Consider the following 24758-nt stretch of genomic DNA (forward strand, 5'->3'; position numbering starts at 1 on the left):
AGGATAATCATGAAAATATGGCTTAGCGGTATTTATGAATTTTTCCTACGCTATAAAAATATCTGGGTAGAAGTATGGAAAATTCGTAAAGAACTAGATCACCCAAATAGAAAAAAAGATGAAAGTGAATTTCTACCTGCGCACTTAGAATTGATTGAAACACCAGTTTCGAAAAAGCCTCGCTTAATTTCCTATTCAATTATGCTATTTTTAATAATAGCAATCGTACTTGCGAGTGTGAGTAAAGTTGAAATTGTGGCGACTGCTCCCGGTAAATTAACTTTTAGTGGCAGAAGTAAAGAAATTAAACCGATTGAAAACGCCATTGTACAAGAAATTTTCGTTAAAGATGGGCAGTTTGTGGAAAAAGGGCAATTATTAGTCAGCTTAACTGCATTGGGTTCTGATGCAGATATCAAAAAGACCATTGCTTCACTTTCTTTAGCTAAACTGGAGAGCTATCGCTACCAAACTTTGCTTACTGCCATTGAAAAAGAGTCCTTGCCGGTGATTGATTTATCTAGAACCGAATTTAAAGATTCATCGGAAGAAGATCGACTACGTATTAAACACTTAATTGAGGAGCAATACACCACTTGGCAAAAACAAAAAACACAGAAAACTTTAGCGTATAAGCGTAAAGAGGCTGAAAAACAAACAATATTTGCCTATGTCCGTAAATATGAAGGTGCAACACGTATTGAACAAGAAAAATTAAAAGACTTTAAGGCACTTTATAAACAGAAGTCTTTATCTAAGCACGAACTTCTTGCGCAAGAAAATAAATTAATTGAGGCTCAGAATGAGCTAGCTGTTTATCGCTCAAAATTAAATGAATTAGAAAATGATCTACTCAATGTAAAAGAAGAACTTGAATTGATCACGCAATTCTTTAAAAGCGATGTATTAGAAAAATTAAAACAGCATATTGAAAATGAACGTCAACTTCGGCTTGAATTAGAAAAAAATAATCAGCGTAAGCAAGCTTCTATGATTAGAGCGCCGATTTCTGGTACTGTTCAACAATTAAAAATTCATACGATAGGTGGTGTTGTCACGACAGCGGAAACCCTGATGGTCATGGTACCAGAAGATGATGTATTAGAGGCGAGCGTACTTGTTCAAAACAAAGATATCGGCTTTGTCACCGCTGGACAAGAGGTAGTGATTAAAGTAGAGACTTTCCCTTATACACGCTATGGTTATTTAACTGGCCGAATTAAGCATATTAGTCCCGATGCTATTGAGCAGCCTAATGTCGGCTTAGTCTTTAATGCAACTATCAGTATAGATAAAAAGAATCTTAGCTCTCCTGATGGAAGAACCATTGAGTTGGGCTCAGGAATGACGATAACGGCTGAAATCAAAACAGGTGAACGTAGTGTAATGAGTTATTTACTCAGCCCACTTGAGGAGTCTATTACAGAAAGCTTAAGGGAACGTTAAAGGGGGATAGATACGTTTCATTTGAATGTGAAGATCAAACCTAATCTGACAGTCCCTGTTTAAAATGGCGGTGTCTGTCAGATTAATTTGAGCTTAAATTCTTTTCCTCCCAAATCTATTTTCCCCAAGTAATGTTGCTAAATCTCTTTGAAATATCTGTACAACACAAACATTATTTACCTTTCTCCCTAAGGAGATTGTTTACATCGTGTTTGTGTGCCATCGGGTCAATGGCATGATTTTTTGCTCTCGTTCGTGAAATTCACCCAAGAGCAAAAATTGGATAATAAATCCGCCAAATGCCGTCTGCATAAGGGCTCAAAGGCAATCGGTTCTTTGGCTAACACTTGGCTGATGTAATAAGTCTTACCCCGCCACTTAATTTCGCCACTTTGTTTCACTTGGCGAATGTGTTGATGAGCCTCATATTCATAGGTTTCAACCTTATTCGAGTATTGCCAGTCAGACGGTCGGTAAAGCCTGTGGTCGAGTCCTTCGTGCGAATGAATTTTATTGTATTCTTGGCGAAAATCGTCAAAAAACGCTTGTTGTTCGCTCAGCGTATGCTCCACGCAATTTGGGCGTTTAAGCAAGTGTGCTTTCAGACTGCAGTGCATTCGTCCGTGTTGCCTGTTTTGTTCCGGATGCGACGGTTTAATCCGTTGTGGGCGAATGCCGAGGTCAATCCACCATTTGGGCAGCCGGCTGATGCTGCTCAATACGGCTGAGGCAAAAGACGTGCCTTATCGGAGGGGATTGAGCACGGCGGCTCGAATTCGCAGAACAAGCGGTCGAAAACGGCGAAAACATGGCAAGCCTGAGTGCCGGAAAAGCCTTCGCAAGCGAATAAATGGCAACCGAATAAATCTGTGACCGTCAGCGGATAGAACAACTGCTTGTTGCCAAGGGTAAATTAGCCTTTGAAATCGCTGCACCACACCGCATTGGTTTCAAGGCAATCGCTGAAAGGTGCGGCATCGGCAGAGGTTCTGAGTTTATGCTTGCGCAGCTCAACCAAACCGGCACGGGCCAAAATAAAATCGCCAGTGCTGTCCGACGGTCGCTCGACAGACGGATAGCTTAAAGCAAAGTAGTCGAGCAACTTTTGGGCGCCCCAATCGGGATGTTTAAGCCGATAGACAATCCATTGTGGCGTGGCATTCGGACTGTGTCTCGGTTTACGGGAAAGCTCGCTTAAGTCGGCAACCCCTACCTGCTCATGGCGTTTAATCTATTTATCGGCAGTCGGGCGGCTGATGTTAAACTGCCGACACAGTTGAATTTTAGTATAGCATCGGGACAACCACGCATTGATGAATATCACTCGTTGTTCCATTACATTCGTCTCTTTCCAAGGCATCGTCATTCTCCGTTGCAGATTTTAGCGATTAGTTTACGGGAAAATGTAAACGATGTGTTTGGGGTAAGATGTAAACGATGTTATCAGGTTGTACCAATGCTTTTCCTCTATCTGAACTTGAGCTGCTTTACTTGCTTTTTGAGCGGATAATATATCTCTGCCAATACAGGGATTGAGTTTTTATTGGGAATTTTTTATCTCAACTCAAAATGACTTTTTCTGTCTACTAGTATAACTAAATAAGTTCTCCTCATTTTGTCTAATACTGTATAGCCATTCCTAATGGTCAAAATGAGAACTGTTTGAGTCCTAAATATAGCGGTCATTGATGATATGATTGGATATCTACTATTTTGCTATGTTTTTTTGCCATTTTTTGATTGATATGGTTTACCTTGATGACGTAAAGAATGTTTTATTTTTGTACTTGGATTGTAAATTCAGACTTTGAATCAAATAGGTTCAGCCTATAGCTAACACTATTACAAGCGGGTAAATTTTGCTAGAATTTTGCAAAATTGATCCGTTTTTATTTTGAATTTATGAACACTCCTTTATTTATTGCATTTCGCTATTGGCGTTCTAAAAGTGGCGATCGTTTTGGGCGGTTGGTATCTAACCTTGCTGCTTTTGGTATTGTATTGGGTGTGATGGCATTGGTTATTGTGCTTTCGGTGATGAATGGCTTAGAAAATATGCAAAAACGCAATCTGTTGTCCACGTTACCGCATGCTATCATTTCACCTCTGGAAGTGCATTGGCAAAAAGGGCAGTCTCTAGCAGTGCCTGATTTTGTGCAGAAAAGTGTAGAAATTAACCGTACGAATGTAGTTATCCAAAGCCAAGAGGGGATTAATGCCGGACAGCTATTAGGTGTGACTCATAACGATGATGATCCTCTCTTGAACGGTATGATTGATGTATCACATGCGTTACCAGAAGGCGAATATAAGGTTGTGATGAGTCAGCGTCTCGCACAGCAATTACAATTAGAAATTGGTGATCAAATTCGTTTAATGATCACAGAAAATAGCCAATACACACCGTTTGGACGGGTGCCGGTGCAGCGGCTATTTACCGTTTCAGACTTTTACCTTTCTCATCGTGAAGGCAGCGAATATACACTGTTTGCAAATTTAAATGACGTGGGGCGTTTGTTACGCATTCCCAACGAGCAGGTGCAAGGCATACGCTTATTTTTAGATGATCCTTTTAAGGTGACAGAGCTAGCAAATTATTTTCCCGCTGATAAATGGCAAATTAACGACTGGCGCGAGCATAAAGGCGAATTTTTCCAAGCGGTGAGAATGGAAAAAAATATGATGGGTTTATTGATTAGCCTGATTATTATTGTGGCCGTGTCTAATATTGTCACGTCTTTGAGTTTGATGGTGGTGGATAAGCAAGGCGAAATTGCTATTTTACAAACCCAGGGACTAACAAAAGGGGCTGTCATGTGGATTTTTATCGCACAAGGCGCGATTGTCGGAGTGATTGGGGCTCTGTTAGGCGGCGTTTTAGGTCTGCTAATTGCGCAGAATTTAGGGACATTCTTAGAGCTAATAAACCCGAATGGCGTACGTTTACCAAGTGAAATATCATCATTGCAGGTGTTGATAATTATTGTTACTTCAATGCTGTTATCTCTGATTTGTACAATCTATCCTGCTTACCAAGCAGCCAAAGTTGAGCCAGCAGAAGCATTACGTTATGAATAATCAAGCGGTTAAAAATAAGGAAAATTATGCAAAATATTAAACAAATTTATTTAGCAGGCGGTTGCTTTTGGGGAACTGAAGCTTTTATGCAACGTATTAATGGCGTGCTGGATGCAGAGTCTGGTTATGCGAATGGCAATACATTAAATCCAAGCTACCAAGATGTTTGCCAAGGTAGCGGACATGCCGAAGTGGTTAAAGTCACTTATGATGCGGCGCAGATTAGCTTAGCTAAATTATTAGATTACTATTTTAAAGTGATTGATCCTGTAAGTATTAATCAGCAGGGTAATGATAAAGGCGTGCAATATCGTACTGGGATTTACTATGTTGATCCTGCTGATGAGCCGATTATTGCCGCCGCTCTGTCTGCATTACAGCAGAATTACGCGAAGCCACTCGCTGTAGAGCAGCAAATGTTAGAACACTACTTCCCAGCAGAAGAGTATCATCAAGATTATCTTGATAAAAACCCTAATGGCTATTGCCATATTGATATTCAGTTGATGAATGAGATTTTGAGAAATCAGTAGGCGATATTGCTGTTTTAGCTAAGGCTGGTGTTATAGTTAAACGTCAAGACACTCTCTGGTTAATGAATGCATAGAAAGAGTCATTGATGATGGAAAGGGGCAGTGACTGAGCTGCCCCCTCTTTATGGAAGTTTATTCACTCTCTTCTTCTAGTTCATCAGCCATTGCACTCAGTGCATCGCGGGTAAGTTGAGCAAGCGCTTTATAGAATCCGGTATCAAATGCTTCAACTTTGCCTAAAAATTTGCTGAGGCAAGGTAGGAGAAATTGCACAAATAGTTCTTGCTGGGCAATGGTTGAATCTAAATTATCTTCAATCCAAGAGGCAGTTAAAAGCAGTAAGGCAACGTGATCGAGATTTGCGACTTCTGGCATATTGCGTTGCTGACGGAAAGTATGAAAATCTGCTACGGAAAAACCATAATTCGAGATTGTTGTATTGACAGAGCCATCTTCACCAAATAAACGTTGATAGCTTTCGCTTAGTTCAAGTGGATTTGCCAATTTTGCTAAAATATCAAGCGCTTGTTCGCTCTGGCTATCTGTAGATAATGCCCATTGTTGGCGTAGTCCACCTTGCTTTAGCCAAGCAAAAGTGCCTGTTAGGATGTCGTCATTGGGATTACGGTAGAAAAGGTTGCCGAATAATCGGCAGAGTAAAGAAAAATCATTGATAGTAGTTTCGCTCATAACATTAATGTGAGAAATAAAAAACGCTATGTTACACGAATAAAAGGAAAATCATAAGATGAAATATATTGGTGCCCATGTGAGTGCTTCTGGTGGCGTAGAAAATGCGGTATTACGTTCGGTAGAGATTGGGGCAAATGCGTTTGCACTATTCACTAAAAATCAACGCCAGTGGAAAGCACCTGCATTAAAGGCGGATAGTATTGAAAAATTTAAACTTTTTTGTGCTGTACACCATTTCAGCGCGGATCAGATTTTGCCGCACGATAGATATTTGATTAATTTAGGCAATCCTGAGGCAGAGACGCTAGAAAAATCGCGTACAGCTTTTATTGATGAGATGCAACGATGTGATCAATTAGGTTTAAAATTGCTTAATTTTCACCCAGGAGCACATTTGAATAAAATTTCAGAAAAGGCGTGTTTAAGCCGTATTGCTGAGTCGTTAAATATAGCGATTGAAGCCGTACCTAATGTCGTTGCAGTAATTGAAAATACAGCAGGGCAAGGCTCAAATTTGGGCTACCGATTTGAGCATTTGGCTGAAATTATTGAACAAGTGGAAGATAAAAGTCGTGTAGGTGTTTGCTTAGATACTTGTCATCTTTTTTCGGCAGGCTACGATATTAGTAGCTATGCGAAAAGTGAGCAAGTTTTTACTGAATTTGCCAATATTGTTGGATTTAACTATTTACGTGGTATGCATCTCAATGGCTCTAAAACACCACTTGGAAGCCGAGTAGATAGACACGATACGCTACGTAAGGGCACAATTGGTACTGAAGTCTTCCAATTTATCATGCAATCAGTCGATTTTGATGGTATTCCAATGATTTTAGAAACCATTGAACCAGAACATTGGGCTGATGAAATTCAGTTTTTGCGAGCTATGGTATAAATAAAAATCCGCCCGAGAACTGGGCGGATTTTTATTGCGTGATTCACATTTTTTGAATAGATGAACGTGCACCTAATAGTGCGGTTCAGCATAAAATGGGAATCACTTTTTGCTTTTGTATGGGATTGTCTCCTTTTAAAAATATGGGGAAACATATGCTACTAATATACAGTTATTCTAGTTAAATTGCCTATAAATGGTGTGTTTTATATATGTTTATATTATGGCTTCGTTATTTTGTAGCATATGATAGACATTATTATATTATGGATAATTTGGGTTTGTAAATAACGTATCGCATATAGTAAGCATTCTTAATTTTGTGCTGATGATGAGTAACTAAACGAGATTTAACTTCAGCATAAGAGATAAACTTATTGATATATAAGGATTTTTTTGATTTGGTGGATTGAATATTGCGCAATTTAGGAAAATTTATTCTGACATTAGAACTAAATAAAGCTATACTTGTCCGACCAGTGCGTGAGGCTCTATATATCTAGAGCTTATTTTATGGTTAAAATTTAGGAGAGTTCCGCTACTCAAGTTCTGGCGAGACAATATTTCTATGCAAAACACAATGATCAAATTTTTATCCCACTTAGGCAAGATGGTTTCTTTTTGCTTGATTTTTAGTCTTTTAACGCTGTATAGCCATAATGCCATGGCAAGTTTAAGCACTAAGGCCGCTACGCCAAGTCAGCTTGCTAAAAGCAATAAAAGCTCGCATATAAATGCTTCACAAAAAGTGTTAAATGTTTATCGCCAATGGGCTGGCACTCGCTATCGCTTAGGCGGAACAAGTAAAGCTGGTATTGATTGTTCTGCATTTGTTAAAACGACAATGAGTGCAGCATTTAATATTCATTTACCAAGAAGTACTGCGGAGCAACGATATAGTGGGCGAGCTATTGCTAAATCTGAATTACGCCCCGGTGATTTAGTGTTTTTCCGCAAGAATCATCATGTTGGTGTTTATGTTGGTGGTGGAAAGTTTGTGCATGCGGGTTCAAGCACGGGAGTGACTATTGCATCACTTTCCGATCGTTATTGGGCAAAAACTTATACACAATCTCGCCGAGTACTTTAAATTTAATGTAAGTTATGCCGCATATTTCATTTGAGATGTGCGGTTGCGCATTTGGTGTACAACATTAGTAATAACTCCCGCCATATTCACTTCATCCCAGTTTTGAATGCGCAAATTTGGTTTGTTTGCATCAAGTGAAAATAGAATTTTTTCACCATTAATTTCACTAAAAAATTGGTAGAACTGGTATTTTCCCTGTTGCTCTATAACAAAAAGCTCATTAATTAGCGGTTCCTCGCTACGTTCAACAATAAGCAAGTCGTCCTGTGCAATTCCCCAAGCAATCAAATGGCTATTTTCAACATGGATAAAAAAAGTTTCTCTAGGACGGCGAATGCAGAAAGCGTTGAGATCTAACTTAATCTTTGCTTTAGTCTGCTTTTGATCGCGATAAAGCGGGATAGGTTGGTAAGAAAGGGAGCAGTCAGCATTCCGAGTTACATTGCTAAGTGTTGCCATAATAGATATCCTATAAAACTGTGTGTTTGTACAGTTGTAGATTTTACTGTTTATCTACACAGTGTCAATGGCAAATTACAATTTTTTTGTAAATTTTTACAGTGTTAAAAAAGGATCTCCATGAGATCCTTTTGCAGAATAATATATAAAATCGACCGCTTGTTATTGAGCTTGACTGAGTAATAGGTGAGCTAAGGTTTTCATACCAATGCCTGTTGCGCCAGCGGCCCAGAGCTCACTTGATGATTTTCGGAAAGTTGCTGAGCAATCAATATGTAACCAATTTTGCTGATAGTTTTCGACAAAATAGGAAAGAAATGCGGTGGCAGTGCTTGCACCTGCTCCAACAGGTACTGACCCTATGTTTGCAATATCTGCAAAAGACGAGCTAATTTGTGAGCGATGGAACTCTTCAAAAGGTAAACGCCAGAAGGGCTCATTTTCTGCGGTAGCTGCGTTTAATAATGCTTGGCTTAAGGCGTTATCCATTGAAAGTAGAGCATGGTAGTCATTACCTAAAGCCACTTTTGCAGCCCCCGTCAGGGTGGCACAGTCGATAATAAATTTAGCCTGTTGTTTTGAGGCATCAATTAAACCATCGGCTAATACTAAACGGCCTTCTGCATCTGTATTTAATACTTCGGCACTGACACCATTGCGATAATGGATAATATCGCCTAACTTGAAGGCGTTATGACTAATCATGTTTTCGGCACAGCAGAGATAAAGTTTAACTCGCTGTTTTAGCCCACGAGCAATTGCAAAACCTAGTGCAGCGGTGGTTAAGGCTGCTCCCCCCATATCCGTTCGCATCGTGGACATCGCATCGCTTGGTTTTAAGCTATAGCCTCCAGTATCAAATGTAATGCCTTTACCAACTAAACAGGCAAGCACAGGAGCCTCTGGATTGCCTGTTGGGTTGAAATCAAGGTGGAGCATCGCTGGCGGATTAGCAGAGCCTTTCCCTACAGTCCAGATGCCGTGATAACCACGTTCTTTGAGTGCTTCTCTAGCAATAATTTCAAAGGAAACAGAGCCTTTAGCCGCGTATTTTTCTGCTTGATGTAAAATGAACTCTGCAGCATCGTGTGCCAATTTTTCAGGTGTGAGCTGGTCGGATGGTTGGTTAATGAGACATCGCATAAAGCTAGAGCATTCAAGACGTGCATTCAATTCAGCTTGCTCTTCGCCTAAGTCTGGAAACTGAATTTCTCCGGCCTGTTTTACGCTAGTAAAGCCCTGATAAAATGCCCAACAGGCTTCTAAATCCCACCCACGACCTTGTAAAGAAACATTTAACAGTCCCTGATTTTTGATTTTACGTGCCGCTTTTTGAATGCTAATAAGCGGAGGGGAGGAAAGGTGAATAGTTGTGCCATTTTCATTAAAAGAAAGCAGTGCATTTTTACCCCATTGTTCGGGCGCATTTTGAGTTGAAAGATAGATGTTCATTATGTTCTCCAAAATAGGGGCATAACCCCTATTGTTTATTAAAAGCGAGGCATGCGCATATTATTGCTGCCTACTTTTTCATTTGCATTACGTTGAGCAGTAATAATTTTATCACCTGTATTTAGGCCTGAAAGAATTTCTGTATTTTGGCTATCGGCAAGTCCTAGCTGCACTTCTTTCTCTACTGCTTTGCCATTTTCTAACACCTCAATCACATTACGACCTTTACGTTTTTTGATCGCTGTCGTTGGTGCGAGTAGTACGTTATTTTTTTCTGCAATCACCACTCTACCTTGTGTTGTCATGCCGATACGTAGTGTGTTATCGCTATTATCAATTAATACGTTCGCATAGTAATATACAGCAGTGCTGTTGCCTGATGTTTCGCTATAAGTATTATCAGTTAGTGTGGTTAAAGCAGGATCAACCGTATCAATGATACCTTTATAGAGGCGGTCAGGCTCAGAAAGTGTGCTAAAAGTAACTGTTAGACCTTCACGTACTTGCGCAATATCTCCTTCGGAGATCTCTAGTTTTATTAAGGCTTTTGAAAGATCTGCAACTTGCACGATGGTGGGAGATACTTGATTAGAATTAGCAGTTTGCCCTTCCGACATTGGAATAGAAACCACAACACCATCAATGGGGGAGGTAATCTTAGTATAGCCCATATTTACTCGTGCATCATTAACAGAAATTTCTGCACTGCGAATTTGTGCTTTGCTTTGTTCAACATTGGCACGGGCAGAAGCCAAGGTATTTTTCGCATTTTCTAATTCATTTTGCGAAGTGCTTTTTTGCTGATAGAGCTTGCTTAAACGATTATAGTGAGATTCGGCAACTTGTAGTGCAATTTGATTTGAGCTTAGTTGCGCTTTATAGATAGAAAGTTGAGCTTGAGCTGTATCAAGTTGGTTTTGTTGATTGCTTGAATCAATTTCGGCCAGCAGTTCACCACGCTTAACATGTTGTCCAAGTGTAACGTAAATTTTCTGGATCTTACCAGAAACCTGTGCGCCAACTTCAATACGCTGGTTGGCTCGCACAGAACCTGTCGCAAGCACACTTTTATCAATTCTGCCAAGACGAGCTTCTTCGGTAATGTAGTGAACTTGCTGCTTGTTGCTGTCAGTGTAAAATTGCTGATAAGCGAAATAACCGCCACCAGCAAGAATGGCGAGTATAAATAAGGATTTTAGATACTTCATTGTCTTCAAATAATAATAGAGGTTACAAGCAGTCGTTTTCGACAGTTTTTTTGCAAAAAGCTTTGCTTTTAATGTAATTGAAATAATTGGTGCAGGTAATGCGCTACAGCTTCATGTTTATTTTCACCGATAATTTCGTTATTTGGTAAAGCACGTTTTAAACGTGGATCAGCATTGCTCATTATACAACCTTTGCCTACCTGTGAGAGCATTTCAACATCATTCATACCATCGCCAAAAGCGATACAGTCTGACAAAGAATAACCTCGTAATTTTACAAGTTCAGCCAGAGTATTTGCTTTGCAAACATTTTTGGTCATCATCTCGAGACATTGAATGGTGGAATAAGTGATTTGAAGCTGTTCTGCATAGCGGGAGGTAATAAATTGTTCAATTGGTTTTAAGGCTTCGCCTGTTTTGCCAATAAAGAAAAATTTTTCAGTTTGTTTACCATGATGCTGAGCAAAATCAACTACTTGATACATAAAGCCAGAATCTTGATGGAATTTACGTAGTTGCTCAATATCTTTATTAATAAACCATTCATCACCTTGATAACTATTTAAGCAGACTTCGTTAGGATCGAAGGGAGTATTCTGCATAATCTCAAGTGCGATATTTTCTGGAATATGGTGCTGAGCAAGTAATTCGCCAGCGAGATTATTAGCTCTTGCGCCGTTAGAGGTGACCAGCATTGCTTCCTGTACGTTTACTTTAGCAATAATATGTTTTACATCCGGTAAACTACGACCTGTAGCAAGAAAAATATCAATACCTTTGGCGGCAAGTCGTTCTAGCGTTTGAATGGTAAAATCACCTAGGCGATGTTCACCATTAAGAAGTGTACCGTCTAAATCAGAAATAACGGCACGAAAGGGTAGAGTCATAGCATCTCTCCTGATAAATCGAACTGATAGAGCTAATAAATTTTAGCTAGGGTCTGTTGATAATTCAAATTAAATGGCGTTCTTGCTTAAAAATACCAAAATAGAAAAGAAATATCTGGCTTAATTTTATTAGTTTTGGGAACGTTTTTCTATTTTAGCTCAAATGTTAAGCAGTTGTGCTAAACCGCAGAAAAGAGTAGGTTTTAGCAAAACTGCCTTTTTTTATGCGAGATTAAACGCAATAAAACAGATTTAAATTTTAATAAATCTATTTTTTTAAATATTTTAGTCTGTTATTTAACGTTAATTTAACATGGTAAACGTTTGCTTTTATATGTTGTGCTATTGACTTCATTTTTTAAGCAGATATGATACCTGCAATTTCTGAATAACAATGCAAACATAAAACACACAACAATGGTAAAACACTTCTCTCTTAGCTTACGACTGTTATCGCGCTTGGTGCGAGGCTGATGTATAGTTGGAGAAAAGTACTATCCACACTTGCCCGCACTTAAATGCGGGTTTTTTTTTACCTGTGTTTTGCAAGCATAGCCAAAAATTCTTAATAGGAGCTTAATATGAGCAACAATAACATTATTATTTTTGATACTACATTACGTGATGGTGAGCAATCACTCAAAGCCAGCTTGACGGTGAAAGAAAAGCTACAAATTGCTTTAGCGCTTGAACGTTTGGGCGTAGATGTGATGGAGGTTGGATTTCCGGTCTCTTCTTCCGGTGATTTTGAATCGGTACAAACTATCGCTCGTCATATTAAAAATAGCCGAGTATGTGCATTAAGCCGAGCGGTAGAAAAAGATATTGATGTTGCTGCAGAAGCTCTGAAAGTCGCTGAAGCTTTCCGTATTCATACCTTTATTGCAACCTCTGCTTTACACGTAGAATCTAAATTGCGTAAGTCTTTTGATGATGTATTAGCAATGGCGGTACAAGCGGTTAAAAGAGCAAGAAAATATACCAATGATGTAGAATTTTCTTGTGAAGATGCAGGTCGAACAGGTGTAGACAATATCTGTCGTGTTGTTGAAGCTGCTATCAATGCCGGAGCAACGACGGTAAATATTCCTGATACTGTTGGTTTTTGCCTGCCAGTAGAGTATGGCAGCATTATTGCGAATGTCATGAACCGAGTACCAAATGTCGATAAAGCGGTGATTTCAGTTCATTGCCATAATGATTTGGGTATGGCAACGGCAAATTCTTTAACAGCCATTCAAAATGGTGCACGCCAAATTGAATGTACCATCAATGGTATTGGCGAGCGTGCTGGTAATACCGCATTAGAAGAAGTGGTAATGGCGATAAAAACGCGTTCTGAACAGTTCGGCGGGCTAGATACTCGGATCAACACTCAAGAAATTCATCGTGTCAGCCAAATGGTAAGTCAGCTTTGCAATATGCCAATTCAGCCAAATAAAGCCATTGTTGGCTCAAATGCCTTTGCGCATTCTTCTGGAATTCATCAAGATGGCATGGTGAAAAATAAGAACACTTACGAGATTATGTCGCCAGAAACTATTGGTCTGAAAAAAGAGAAGCTGAATTTAACGGCTCGTTCAGGTCGTGCAGCGGTAAAAAACCATATGGAAGAAATGGGGTATCAAGAGTGCGATTATGATTTAGATAAACTTTATGAAGCCTTCCTTGCATTGGCAGATAAAAAAGGACAAGTCTTTGATTATGATTTGGAAGCACTAGCCTTTATTGATATGCAAGCGGGCGATGAAGATCGTTTAAAATTGGATGTGATTACGACTCAACTGATTAGCGGTTTGCCGGCATCTGCTTTTGTGCAAGTTGAGCTTGATGGCGAACGTTTAAGTGCGACCTCTCAAGGCGGTAATGGCCCAGTTGATGCCACATATAATGCGATCATGAATATCGTAGGTATGGAATTAAATATTTCACATTACAATCTCACCGCTAAAGGAGAGAGTGCACAAGCATTAGGACAAGTAGATATTGTAGTGGAATATGAAGGGCGTAAATTCCATGGTGTGGGGCTAGCAACCGATATTGTTGAATCTTCCGCACGAGCACTTGTGCATGCCATTAATGCAATTTATCGTTCACAAAAAGTGGCTAATATTAAAGCAAAGAAATAACAGTAATCTATAAGGGCAGCGTAGTGCTGCCCTAGGCTCAATAAATTAGACAACCTAATTGTACCTGTGCTTAATCAAATAGTTGATCGAGTTTTTCTATTAGGGTTTGACTAGGTCGGTCAAAATAAACACCGCTGTTTAGCTCACCATTCATTCCCCGTAAAAACAGGTAAGCTACCCCGCCAAAATGCTTTTCATAACTATAATCTTTACCAAGCCGAGAATTCAAGTAACGGTGTAGTGCAAGTGTATAGAGCAGATATTGTAGGTCATAGCGATATTGCCCCATCGCTTTTTCGATTTTTTCAGCACAATAATCTTGTGGCAGTTTACCTAGATAGTTTGATTTGTAGTCGATAATATAGAATTTGCCTGCCTCTTGTACCACCATATCAACAAAACCGCGTACAAAGCCATCTAGCTGTTTAAAATGAAAATCTGGTAGATTTTTGGCTAAACGGCTTTCTGCTTTCAAAAGCTGATTAAGTTGTGGCAACGCTTTTTCATTACGTAAACGCAGATAAAATTGCCATTCATTTAAGCGTTTATCACTAGCAAAATCAGCTAGGCGAAGATTATCGGCAAAAGGTGTATAGATAATTTGATTGAGCCACAGTTGTAGAGGCTCAAGCCATTCTTCGCTTAAGTCTAGCGGTTGGCAAATTTTTTCCTGAATTTGAGCGCTTGTCAGTGGCTCGGCAAAGTGCCATTCTTCAAATACTTTATGCAATACATTACCAACTTTAGTATTATGCGGGAAGCTGAAAGGGCTGTAGAACAGTTTACTTTCCTCGTTGCTATCATCCGCTGCTAAATAGTCTTGGCTGCGATCGTAATCTTGTGCGTCATCGCTGATAACAAGCGGTTGATTTAGCTCCCTATTTTGCAAACGCTCATGTTGTGCATGTAATGCACTAAAACTGGTGAGCTGCCTATTTGAATGGATCTGGGTTTGAAAAACTTTTGGCTGAAGGATTGTTGGCGCTTCATTTGTGGCTTGCCAAGTATCAGCTAGTACAGGGCTAAATGGCTGTATTTGGCAGCGGAGTTGCTTTTGAGCCAAAAGTTGCTCGGTTGGTTGTTGAATCTCTTCACCGCCCAAACCAATTTCGCCATTACTAAGCAGGTAGCTTACACTATTCCAATTTTCGTCGAATTGCTCAGGTAAAATCAGGTTTAATTGGTGTTTTGCTCGGGTTAAAGCAACATAAAGCAAACGTAAATCTTCTGCAAATTCTTCTTTCGTAAGTTGTTGTTGTTCTTGTTCAGAAAGAGGCGAAAAAGCCCAACGCAATGCATGGTTTTCATCATGGTAAGTTGTGGGTGTATTCTTTTTACCAAAGGCGCCTATTTCACTGAATGGCTTGCTTGCTTTTGCAATAAATGGTAACCAAACAACTGGGTATTCTAAGCCTTTTGAGCCGTGAATTGTCACAATTTTTATCAACGCTTGTTCGCTTTCTAAGCGTAATTTTTGTTCATCAGATTGCCCATTGGGTTCATTAAGTTGCTGCTGAAACCATTGAATTAATGCGCTTTCATTACGGCATTCGAGCATTGCCTCTTGTAGTAGCTCGGCAAGGTGAAGTAAATCGGTAATGCGTCGCTCAGCATTTTCTTGACTACTTAGACGCTGAATAATGCCTTGTTCTAGGAAGATTTTATGGAGCATCGGTAAAATACCTTGCTGCTGCCAGATGCGGTGATAATGAATAAATTGCTCAACATAGCTTTCCCAACGTTGTTCATCATGCTTTAACTGAAAAATTTCGTGGGCAGCAAGACTCCAAAGTGAGGTGCCTACTGCGGTTAATAAATTGCCTTGGTGATATGGATTAACGCAGGCTTGCAAAATAAACAGCAATTCTTGTGCTTCGGCAGATTCATACACACTATCACGCGCAGAGAGATAGATTGCTTGGATTTTTCGTCGCCATAGCTCATGTTTTATCAATTCAGCCTCGTTTTTACCTCGAACTAAAATTGTGATGTCTTTGGCTGCAAGCGGATGTTTCTCGCCATTTTTTTGCAAAAATAATTTGCCTTGTGCAGCAAGTTTGAGCTGTTGTTGGATGTGGTAAGCACAATATTCGGCGGCGTGCTGTGCATCAAATTCAGGTAACAAATAGCAATTGCTTTGGCTTGCTCCCTGCAAGGTTTCATCAGGTTCTTTAGCCTGTACTGCTTGGAATTGAATACCTTGATAAATAAACGGACTTTTGCCATTTTCCGGAAAACTAAACAGCGCATTAATATCGCTAACAATTTGTGGCACTGAGCGCCAGTTTTTATCCATGGTTACGCATAGATCTACCTGTTTAGCTGCATTGAGATACGAGAAAATATCCGCATGGCGGAATTTATAGATCGACTGTTTTGGGTCGCCAATCATGATAAAACCTTGATTTTCTACCCCTTGAATAAAAATGCGCTGGAAAATTTCATACTGTTGGCGGTTAGTATCTTGGAACTCATCGATCATCGCAAAACGGAATTGTGTACGAATAGCTTGGGCAAAGCGATCACCATTTTCACCTTGTAGCGCGGTGTGTAAGAAATCGGTTATGTCGTTAAAGCTTTTTTCTCGGTGCGATTGTTTATAGGCCGAGAGTTTCTTGCGTAGGTGGGTTAAAAAACGAAAAATTAGAATGTTATATTCCTGCTTCTCACTAAACTGCTGTGAGTAATGTTGAGCTAATTGCTCTGCCTGCTCAAGGAGTGGCGAGACTAACGGATCAGCCCCTTTTTCTGCTTTATTTGCGATAAAAGATTGGGTGAATTTTTCCCAATTTGCGGGGAGGGCCGTACTATGCGTTTTTGCCCATAAATCAAGTTCGGCAAGATATTGTGAAGTACGAGCAGGTGTGTAACTACGGCGGCTGAGAGATTTTGGCGTTTTTGGCGGGTATTTTTTATCCAACTCACCTAAAACTAGGGCGCTGATTTGGGCGCTATTTTCTTGCCAGAATTGTTTTAATTGGCTAATAGCGAGGCTTTTTTGTTGAGCAAAGTCGGCCAGCCGGCTTTGAACGACGGATTGGTGTGCGGATAATGCTGGTAATGAGCCGGAAAGGGAAGCTTGTACGATTTTTAAAGCCTGTGCAGGGGTTTTGAGGTGTTTACGTACCAATTCGCTTTCGGCTAATGACATCGAATAAAATAACTCTCGCCAGCTCTCTTCACTTAAGCGCGCTAATAAATTTTTTTCATCAGGTTGTAAGTCAATATCAAAGCGCATTCCAGAATCAAAAGCATACTGAAACAGCATTTTTTGGCTGAAGCTATCAATAGTAAAAATACTGGCAAGATCCATTTCTCGCTCAGCAATTTTTAAGCGTAAGCGAGCGGTATTAAGGTTTGGCTCAATGGCTTGATAGAGCTCGAATAAAAAAGGATCTTGCGCAAATGCTGCTTTTGAGTTTTCACTTTCCACATCTTGAAACCACTTAGCTGCATTGCCTAATTTAGTTCGAATACGATCTCTTAGCTCTTGAGTTGCTGCTTTGGTAAAGGTGACAACCAATATTTGTTCTGTGGTTAAAGGCTCGCATCCTATACCTAAAATTAAACGTAGATAGAGATTTGCCATGGTATAGGTTTTCCCTGTACCTGCAGAAGCTTCAATTAATACGGATTGATTTAGAGGAAGAGAGAGTGGCTCAAGAATATTCATGGTTATGCCCCAAAATACAGAATAAGGGAATTTTAACATTCAATCAGCTAGTGGTCATTGCTTAATATTGACTACTTTTCTCTTAAACCGTGCGGATAGGAAATCTTTTTTATCAGCTTACCAATGGAATACTTTGCGTGTGCAGCCATTGATTTGCTTATAACAGCGTTGCTCTTGCGGAGGGAGTTGGGAAAAGGATGTGAGAACAAGTCGCAAGACTAAGGGTAAAGTAAAAGAGTAGAACTTTCATATGTGTTCTCACTAAAGGCATTTTAATACTGAGCGGCTAATCTTTTCGATAAATAGCATAAGTAATCGGTAAAAAAATCAGTGCCATAGCAATAGAATAACTTATCGCTCTTAATAGGGAATAGCCGTGTTCTCCCATAAAATAAACTTTACTAAAGAAGATTATTGCATTAATGAGCGAGAGAATACTTAACGATCGGAGCGTAGTAATATTTCTGTTTTTTAGCTGAATAGAAAAGATTCTAATTGAAGCAACTATAATAATAATTAAGATAAAATCAGCCATTGTATTTCCTTAAATTCTAACCCACCAAGATTAATATCCCAATTTCTACAGACACGATGTTTTGAAAAGTTTGGTGCTTTGTTAAAGACGTTATACAACACCTTTATTGTGTCAAGATTTGTAAACTAGGGTAAATGTCATTTGGGCTAGAGTCAATAAAAATTGCTAAAAAATGTGCAAAATTGCACATTTTGTTGTTTCTATTTGAGAACTTGCAAAAAATCCGTAAAATTCGACCGCTTGTAAACGTAGAAAATGGGACTGTAATGAAACTCAATCCTCAACAACAACAAGCGGTAGAATATGTGCATGGCGCTTGCCTTGTACTGGCTGGCGCAGGTTCAGGTAAAACGCGGGTAATTATTAACAAAATTGCTCATTTGATTGCCCACTGTGGCTATGCGCCTAAGCAAATCGCAGCTGTAACCTTTACCAACAAAGCAGCACGAGAAATGCGTGAGCGGGTGGCGCACTCTATTGGTAAGGCACAGACTAAAGGGCTAACCATTTCCACTTTTCACACGCTCGGTTTTGAGATTTTAAAGCGTGAATACAAACTACTTGGGTTTAAGTCGGGAATGACGCTGTTTGACGAACATGATCAGCTTGCCTTGTTGAAACATCTTCTCCCTGAAACAGTAAGCGAAGATAAAGATCTGCTTAAGGCTCTGATTTCAGCAATTTCAAATTGGAAAAATGACCTGCTATTGCCTGAGGAGGTTATCGGGCGTTGTAAAACTGAACAGGAGCGTATTTTTTCTCATTTCTACGCGCAATATCAAAATCAGCTTAAGGCTTATAATGCCTTGGATTTTGATGATTTGATTATGTTGCCCACTTTTTTATTTCGCCAATTTCCCGAAGCGCTTGAGCGCTGGCAGAATAAAATCCGCTATCTATTAGTGGATGAATATCAAGATACCAATACCAGTCAATATGAATTGATTAAGTTGATTGTTGGTCGCCACAAAAATTTCACTGTAGTAGGCGATGATGATCAGTCGATCTACTCATGGCGTGGTGCAAGACCGGAAAATATGGCTCGTTTGCGTGATGATTTTGATTTGAAAGTTATCAAGTTAGAACAGAACTATCGCTCCAGCCAACGAATTTTGCACTGTGCTAATATCTTGATCGACAATAATGACCACCTGTTCGACAAACGGTTATTTTCTAATCTTGGTAAGGGCGAAAAGCTCAATGTGATTGAGGCGAAAAACGAGGAGCATGAGGCAGAACGAATTGTCGGAGAGTTGATAGCCCATCGTTATATTCACAAAACTAAATACAAAGATTATGCCATTCTTTATCGGGGTAATCACCAGTCTCGGCTCTTGGAAAAGTTGCTGATGCAAAACCGCATTCCTTACCGAATTTCAGGAGGAACATCGTTTTTCAGCAAGGCTGAGATCAAAGATATGCTTTGCTATTTGCGCTTGTTGGTTAATCAAGATGATGATGCGGCATTCTTGCGCATAGTAAATACTCCTAAGCGAGAGATAGGGGCGGCAACCTTGGAAAAACTAGGACAGTTAGCGAATGAAAAACAGGTGAGTCTATTTGAGGCGATTTTTGATTTTGAGCTGATTCAACGGCTTTCGCCTAAACCCTATCAAGCTCTGCAGGATTTTGCTCACTGGATTGTTGCATTAAGTGATCAAGCGCTGAGATCGGAGCCAAAATCTGCAATTACGGATATGCTGAGTAAAATTCAGTATGAAGCTTATCTGTACGAAACTGCGAGTAGCCCTAAAGCGGCAGAAATGCAGAGTAAAAATGTGGAAACTCTGTTTGACTGGGTAGAAAAAATGTTAGAAGGTGATGAAACAACAGATTCTATGAGCCTTGCGCAAGTAGTGGCAAATTTAACCCTACGCGATATGCTTGAGCGAGGGGAAGATGATGATCAATCTGATCAAGTTCAGTTGATGACATTACATGCTTCAAAAGGCTTGGAATTTCCTCATGTTTTCTTAATTGGAATGGAAGAAGGGATTTTGCCGCACCAAAATAGTCTAGATGATGACAATGTAGAAGAAGAGCGCCGCCTTGCTTATGTTGGCATCACACGCGCGCAACAGACGCTGACTTTCTCACTGTGTAAAGAACGTCGTCAATATGGCGAAGTCATTAAACCTGAAGTGAGTCGTTTTTTACTTGAGCTCCCACAAGATGATTTGCAATGGGAGCGGGATAAGCCGACAATGACGGAAGCTCAACGCCAACAAAAAGTATCAGCAGGTTTGCAGGATATGATGGCGATGTTAAAAGCAAAGCAAAAATAGCTTATTAAGTGAGTTGAATAACCCTATCCGCTGATCGGATTGTCGATTGGCGGTGTGCTACAATAACACGTGTAATATTAAGTTGTGAGATTGCTTGGTTAACGATTTCTTCATTTTTTTCATCTAAATGGCTGGTTGCTTCATCCATAAATAGAATTTTCGGCTTTTTATATAAGGCTCTGGCAATAAATAATCTTTGCCTTTGTCCACCAGATAATTGGTTGCCTAATTCGCCTAATAGGGTTTCATAGTTCATCGGCATTGCCATGATTTCTTGGTGAATATTGGTTAGCTTTGCGCATTCAATTGCCCAATTTCTAGATAAATCCCATAACCATTTGAAATAATTTTATTTTCATAATTAAAATAGTGGTTTTTAGTTTTAAATGAAATTTTTTGCTTCTCTGACATAGAATTACATTGACAATTTCCAAAAGTTTCCAAATTCAGCGGTTTTTCAATCCGTTTTTTATCATAGAAATTTTCAATAAATTTCCGATAATTTTCTCTATCTTTTATGTATTCTGCAGTTTGATTTGCCAATTCTTCAAGAAATACTTTGTCAACTTCATAATAAGATAAAGAGGCTCGGGCAATTTCTTTTTCAACCATATTTTGAGCGATCCAAGTCAAATAATTATTGACATAGGCAGGAAATACCCCTACTGCTAAATGGACAGTCTCTTCTCCAACTGGAACAGGGTCGTGCCACCAGCCACGAGGTAAATAGAGAATATCTCAGGCTTCTAAAACAATATCCATATACACATCATCTAAATTCGGATCGTATTCTGGCATATCTTTACTGCGATGCATAAATAACGGATTTTTAAATCTCGGGGCGTGAATAATCCAACGTTTTTTACCCTGCATTTGAACCACAAAAATATCACGACTATCCCAATGGCTTTTAAATGAACGTTGAGTATTAAAGGCGATATATAAACTGGAAAAAATATGGCAACCGGTAAACTGGGCGATTTCCTGAGAGAAAACATCGACACTTGGCTCATTTACAATGCCGTTTGCCACTAATTAATTGTTGGTAGTTACAATCATCACAATAGGCTGAGCCTGATTGGTTTTTTGAATTTATAATCTTTGATGTACCAAAATTCGGTTTTATTGGCAAAGATGATGGGATTAATTCTGTCATTCCCATTGGTAAGGATTCCTCGTTCACTGTAATAGGAAGACTACGAGCTAAATCAAGTGCTAAATTTACAGAAGCACTCGAAACACCAGCTAATGCACCACCTTTAATAAATCCAGTTGCAAACGCAACACCATAAGAAGCTAAATCAGGCGCATTATTTTTTGAACCTCCAAATACCAAACTTAATTGTTCAACTGATAGCTCTTTCAATTTACTCTCCTTTAATTAGATTTTTAATTTTGAACATAATAAAAAAAAACAATATTAATATAATGCCAATACTTGTCGCATTTATTAAAATATATATACCTCCTTCACTTTTCATATAATTATCTTTTGCATAAAAAAACAGGTTAGAAAATAGAGAGATAAATAAAATCCTAGACAGAGATTTCTTAAAGAAAGTTTTATAGTCTCTATATTCCATAAACAATTTATAGATAAACGGAATGGTTACGCTTAGAGTAAAAAATAGTACTTTAATATACATATAAAAACACCATGCATTAATAACAAAAATTCAAAACGCCGATATAAGATAATTTCCAAAGAAATCCTGAGGTTTTTCTTTTTTATCTTCAGGTATATCTTTTATTCCATATAAGGTTACTTCAACAATATCTTCAGTTTATAATTACAATTAATACTATTAAAAATATTTCTTTAATAACATCTTGTTTTTCTTTCATCAAGTTTTTTATAAAAATATAAAACTGTCCTTGATGATAACAATGGAACAATTAATTAAACTCTGCATTATTACACTTGGATAATAAATAAATATATTTTTTACATATTGCGATTAATAATATTGTTAATATATAAGATACTATTTGAGCAGTGTCATTTTTGTTTTTTTCTTTAAATAATTTCTTGAATAAAAACAAATCTAACAACTTTACTATAATTACAGGAACAACAATAATAAATGCTAAAAAAATGAAGTCTGTCATTTTATCTATTTACCTTTTATAAAGTTTGTGATTTTAAAATTTAAAAAATAAAACTATTCTTAATATTATTAAAATGGAAATATGTGATGTGAATATTAAAACTGGATGATAATATAAGTGATATAAAATATATGAATAATAAAAATATAAAATACTCTAAACTTTCTTTTATCTTTTTATAAAAATATTTCACATAAATCTCCTTTATCACAAAAACAGAATTATAATTATTATACCTACTTACTATAGATGATATTAAATAATCATTCCTTCAGAAAAAATGAATATGAAAAAGTATGAAATGTAACGATAATGCGAATCAATATTATAATCAAATTGTGGTCATGTTGTCAATATTTTGTTAATAATTTGTTTGGGTAATGTTTTGTTCCTTTCATTTCTACTCCATATTTTTGGTTAATTCATACATAGGGAACAGCATCCATTCGTATAATTTACGGTTTTCTAAAAATAAGGTAATTTCCGCTTTCATTCCGCTCATAAAATAGAGGGTTTTATTATTGTAATTTACATTTTGATTTTGTAATTCAATCTGTGTTTTATAGAGTGGGACCATCCCCTGTTCGATATTTTGTGGCAGATTTTTATAAAAACTGAGCTCCTGCAAAGAAGCGGGCAAAGTAGAAATGTGCTTTATTTTCCCTTTAAACTGACCGAATTTTTCAAACAGAAAGGCTTCATGGCGGATATTAACTTCATTGTCGGTATTGATAAAAGAAACAGCACTGTTCGGTACCCAAACCACCAGCTGATAATCGCCCTTATTTTGAGGAATAATCTGTGAAAGTACGTCACCTTCTTTCACAATTTGCCCGACTGTTACACCGATCGATTCCACAATACCCTCGGCTGAAGCATTCACAATAATTTCGGCAACCGATTCCTGCTCCATTAAACGAATATCCAAATCGCTTTTTTGCATTTCATAGCGAATAATCTGATTATCAAAGTCGGTTTTACGGGTTTCAATTTCATTTTCCAAATTTAGAATATTCGACTTTAGCTGAACCAATTCTTGCGTCACATCATTAAAAATCGTTCTTTGTTGGAAATACCTTGAACGTTGATTATTTACTTCATCGTGGGAGGAATGCCCCTGCTTAAATAATTTTTGATAGACTTTTAACAATTCAGCATAATCATTCATACTTTTACGCACTTCAACCAAATAATTAGATTTATCTTGCTGAATCGATTTATAGTTATCAATTTGTTTATTTAGACTTTTAATTGTTTCATTCTTATTGTTTTCTAAGGATTGAATCGCTTTTTCCGTTGCCGTAATTTGAGATTTTAATAAATTAATTGAATTGATACTGATATTTCCGCTATCAGTAATACGATCTAATGTAATTTTAAATAACGGATCACCTTTTTTAATTGCTTGATGGATTTCAACATAACTTTCAGAGATATAGCCTGATTTGGGAGTAGAAACAATAATCGGATGAGATTGCATCACTAATTCACCGACAACAATTTCTCTTCGGGTATAACTGCCAAAGATAATAAATAGGATAAAGGCGGTGAAAATAAAGAAAGAAACGGAAAAGACCAACCAAGCAGGTACTTTACTGATTAGTACAGCGGTGCTTTTCCATTTCTGATGATTAATGGCTTCTTCACGAAACATATTTTTTATACAAATTAGCTATATATTGAAATAATTTACCGCATAAAAATGGTACTACCAGTAATATTGATACATCAATCAATATTCCATAAATAAAATGTATTTCCACATATTTATGATATGTCTGCATTATTAATACGGCTATTAAGAATCCAAATATAGGTGGTTTTTTATTATTTTTCATAATCTAATCCGCAGGAATATTTCCATCTTTTATTTCACTGATGATATAATTCTTATAGTTTTCTCCTAAATTATTAAAATTAATTACATCAACAGCAGTTCCTACCGCATATCCAATGACAGCTCCTTGAAAACCGAATCTACCACCAATTAATGATCCTAATCCTGAATATTTTCCTCCCCAGTTATCCCAACTAGTGGCAGGTAGTTCTTTAGTATTTTCTTCTATTCCAAAGAAATCATCACATTCTGGGCATCCGCTACTTATTTTATTTTCTAGAAAATATAGATAGCGTGCATGAATAGAACCAGAGAAAATGAATAAAAATGGAAAAAACTAGCTAAACAGTCATTTCAGTGATTAGTACGGCAGTATTTTTCCATTTTTGATGATTAATGACTTCTGGTCTGAACATGTTATTTTATATTTAATCTTCTCAAGATAAGAT

General features: G+C 38.1%; 18 protein-coding genes and 1 pseudogene. 7 read left to right on the plus strand and 12 right to left on the minus strand.

The features are described from left to right. Window positions 1–9 precede the first annotated feature (9 nt). Window positions 10–1446, plus strand: a complete 1437-nt coding sequence (locus F542_RS02845) for an HlyD family type I secretion periplasmic adaptor subunit (protein ID WP_015433038.1) — start codon at window positions 10–12, stop codon at window positions 1444–1446. A 227-nt stretch (window positions 1447–1673) separates the two neighbouring features. On the opposite strand, the gene F542_RS11105 is transcribed toward F542_RS02845, so the two are convergent. Then, window positions 1674–2063 carry a hypothetical protein gene (locus F542_RS11105; RefSeq protein ID WP_231504945.1) on the minus strand — a complete coding sequence of 130 codons (390 nt, stop codon included), beginning with the start codon at window positions 2061–2063 and terminating at the stop codon, window positions 1674–1676. Window positions 2064–3348: 1285 nt separating this feature from the next. On the opposite strand from F542_RS11105, the gene F542_RS02855 reads away from it, so the two are divergent. After that, entirely contained in the window at window positions 3349–4524 is a 1176-nt protein-coding gene (locus F542_RS02855) for a lipoprotein-releasing ABC transporter permease subunit (protein ID WP_025266861.1), read from the plus strand. 26 nt (window positions 4525–4550) lie between these two features. Further along, a complete protein-coding gene (gene msrA, locus F542_RS02860; RefSeq protein ID WP_015433035.1) occupies window positions 4551–5057 on the plus strand; it encodes a peptide-methionine (S)-S-oxide reductase MsrA in 507 nt (168 codons plus the stop codon). Window positions 5058–5189: 132 nt separating this feature from the next. Here the strand turns inward: msrA and F542_RS02865 are convergent, their stop codons facing one another. After that, window positions 5190–5747 carry a TorD/DmsD family molecular chaperone gene (locus F542_RS02865; protein WP_015433034.1) on the minus strand — a complete coding sequence of 186 codons (558 nt, stop codon included), beginning with the start codon at window positions 5745–5747 and terminating at the stop codon, window positions 5190–5192. Window positions 5748–5805: 58 nt separating this feature from the next. Between F542_RS02865 and nfo the strand changes: the two genes are divergently transcribed. Then, entirely contained in the window at window positions 5806–6645 is an 840-nt protein-coding gene (gene nfo / locus F542_RS02870; RefSeq protein WP_025266862.1) for a deoxyribonuclease IV, read from the plus strand. Window positions 6646–7225: 580 nt separating this feature from the next. Continuing rightward, a complete protein-coding gene (locus tag F542_RS02875) occupies window positions 7226–7735 on the plus strand; it encodes an NlpC/P60 family protein (protein ID WP_025266863.1) in 510 nt (169 codons plus the stop codon). Between the two features lie 12 nt (window positions 7736–7747). Here the strand turns inward: F542_RS02875 and F542_RS02880 are convergent, their stop codons facing one another. The 4 genes from F542_RS02880 to F542_RS02895 form a co-directional block, all read right to left on the minus strand. Then, window positions 7748–8194, minus strand: coding sequence for a LexA family protein (locus F542_RS02880; RefSeq protein WP_015433031.1), 447 nt, complete (start codon window positions 8192–8194; stop codon window positions 7748–7750). A 162-nt stretch (window positions 8195–8356) separates the two neighbouring features. Next, entirely contained in the window at window positions 8357–9646 is a 1290-nt protein-coding gene (pepB, locus tag F542_RS02885) for an aminopeptidase PepB (protein WP_015433030.1), read from the minus strand. A 38-nt stretch (window positions 9647–9684) separates the two neighbouring features. Continuing rightward, window positions 9685–10854, minus strand: coding sequence for an efflux RND transporter periplasmic adaptor subunit (locus F542_RS02890; protein ID WP_025266864.1), 1170 nt, complete (start codon window positions 10852–10854; stop codon window positions 9685–9687). 68 nt (window positions 10855–10922) lie between these two features. Further along, window positions 10923–11741 (minus strand): Cof-type HAD-IIB family hydrolase, encoded by an 819-nt coding sequence (locus F542_RS02895; protein ID WP_025266865.1) that lies wholly within the window; start codon window positions 11739–11741, stop codon window positions 10923–10925. A gap of 581 nt (window positions 11742–12322) precedes the next feature. On the opposite strand from F542_RS02895, the gene leuA reads away from it, so the two are divergent. After that, a complete protein-coding gene (gene leuA / locus F542_RS02900; RefSeq protein WP_025266866.1) occupies window positions 12323–13870 on the plus strand; it encodes a 2-isopropylmalate synthase in 1548 nt (515 codons plus the stop codon). Window positions 13871–13940: 70 nt separating this feature from the next. Here the strand turns inward: leuA and recB are convergent, their stop codons facing one another. Continuing rightward, window positions 13941–17543 (minus strand): exodeoxyribonuclease V subunit beta, encoded by a 3603-nt coding sequence (gene recB / locus F542_RS02905; RefSeq protein WP_025266867.1) that lies wholly within the window; start codon window positions 17541–17543, stop codon window positions 13941–13943. Between the two features lie 801 nt (window positions 17544–18344). Between recB and rep the strand changes: the two genes are divergently transcribed. Beyond that, window positions 18345–20363, plus strand: a complete 2019-nt coding sequence (rep, locus tag F542_RS02915; RefSeq protein ID WP_025266869.1) for a DNA helicase Rep — start codon at window positions 18345–18347, stop codon at window positions 20361–20363. Between the two features lie 4 nt (window positions 20364–20367). Here rep and F542_RS02920 read toward each other — a convergent pair whose 3' ends face one another. The 5 genes and pseudogenes from F542_RS02920 to F542_RS02950 form a co-directional block, all read right to left on the minus strand. After that, window positions 20368–20619 (minus strand): ATP-binding cassette domain-containing protein, encoded by a 252-nt coding sequence (locus F542_RS02920; RefSeq protein WP_269319468.1) that lies wholly within the window; start codon window positions 20617–20619, stop codon window positions 20368–20370. 32 nt (window positions 20620–20651) lie between these two features. Beyond that, window positions 20652–20975 (minus strand): hypothetical protein, encoded by a 324-nt coding sequence (locus F542_RS11200; RefSeq protein ID WP_407636815.1) that lies wholly within the window; start codon window positions 20973–20975, stop codon window positions 20652–20654. 84 nt (window positions 20976–21059) lie between these two features. Next, window positions 21060–21395, minus strand: a pseudogene (locus tag F542_RS11205) (JmjC domain-containing protein); the annotation flags it as partial. Next, entirely contained in the window at window positions 21373–21729 is a 357-nt protein-coding gene (locus F542_RS02935) for a hypothetical protein (protein ID WP_025266870.1), read from the minus strand. The pseudogene F542_RS11205 and the gene F542_RS02935, both read right to left, overlap by 23 nt. Window positions 21730–22872: 1143 nt before the next feature. After that, entirely contained in the window at window positions 22873–24126 is a 1254-nt protein-coding gene (locus F542_RS02950) for an HlyD family secretion protein (RefSeq protein WP_015433019.1), read from the minus strand. Window positions 24127–24758: the final 632 nt, after the last annotated feature.

Origin of the sequence: Bibersteinia trehalosi USDA-ARS-USMARC-188 (genome assembly GCF_000521725.1) — a bacterium.
Classification (GTDB): domain Bacteria; phylum Pseudomonadota; class Gammaproteobacteria; order Enterobacterales; family Pasteurellaceae; genus Bibersteinia; species Bibersteinia trehalosi.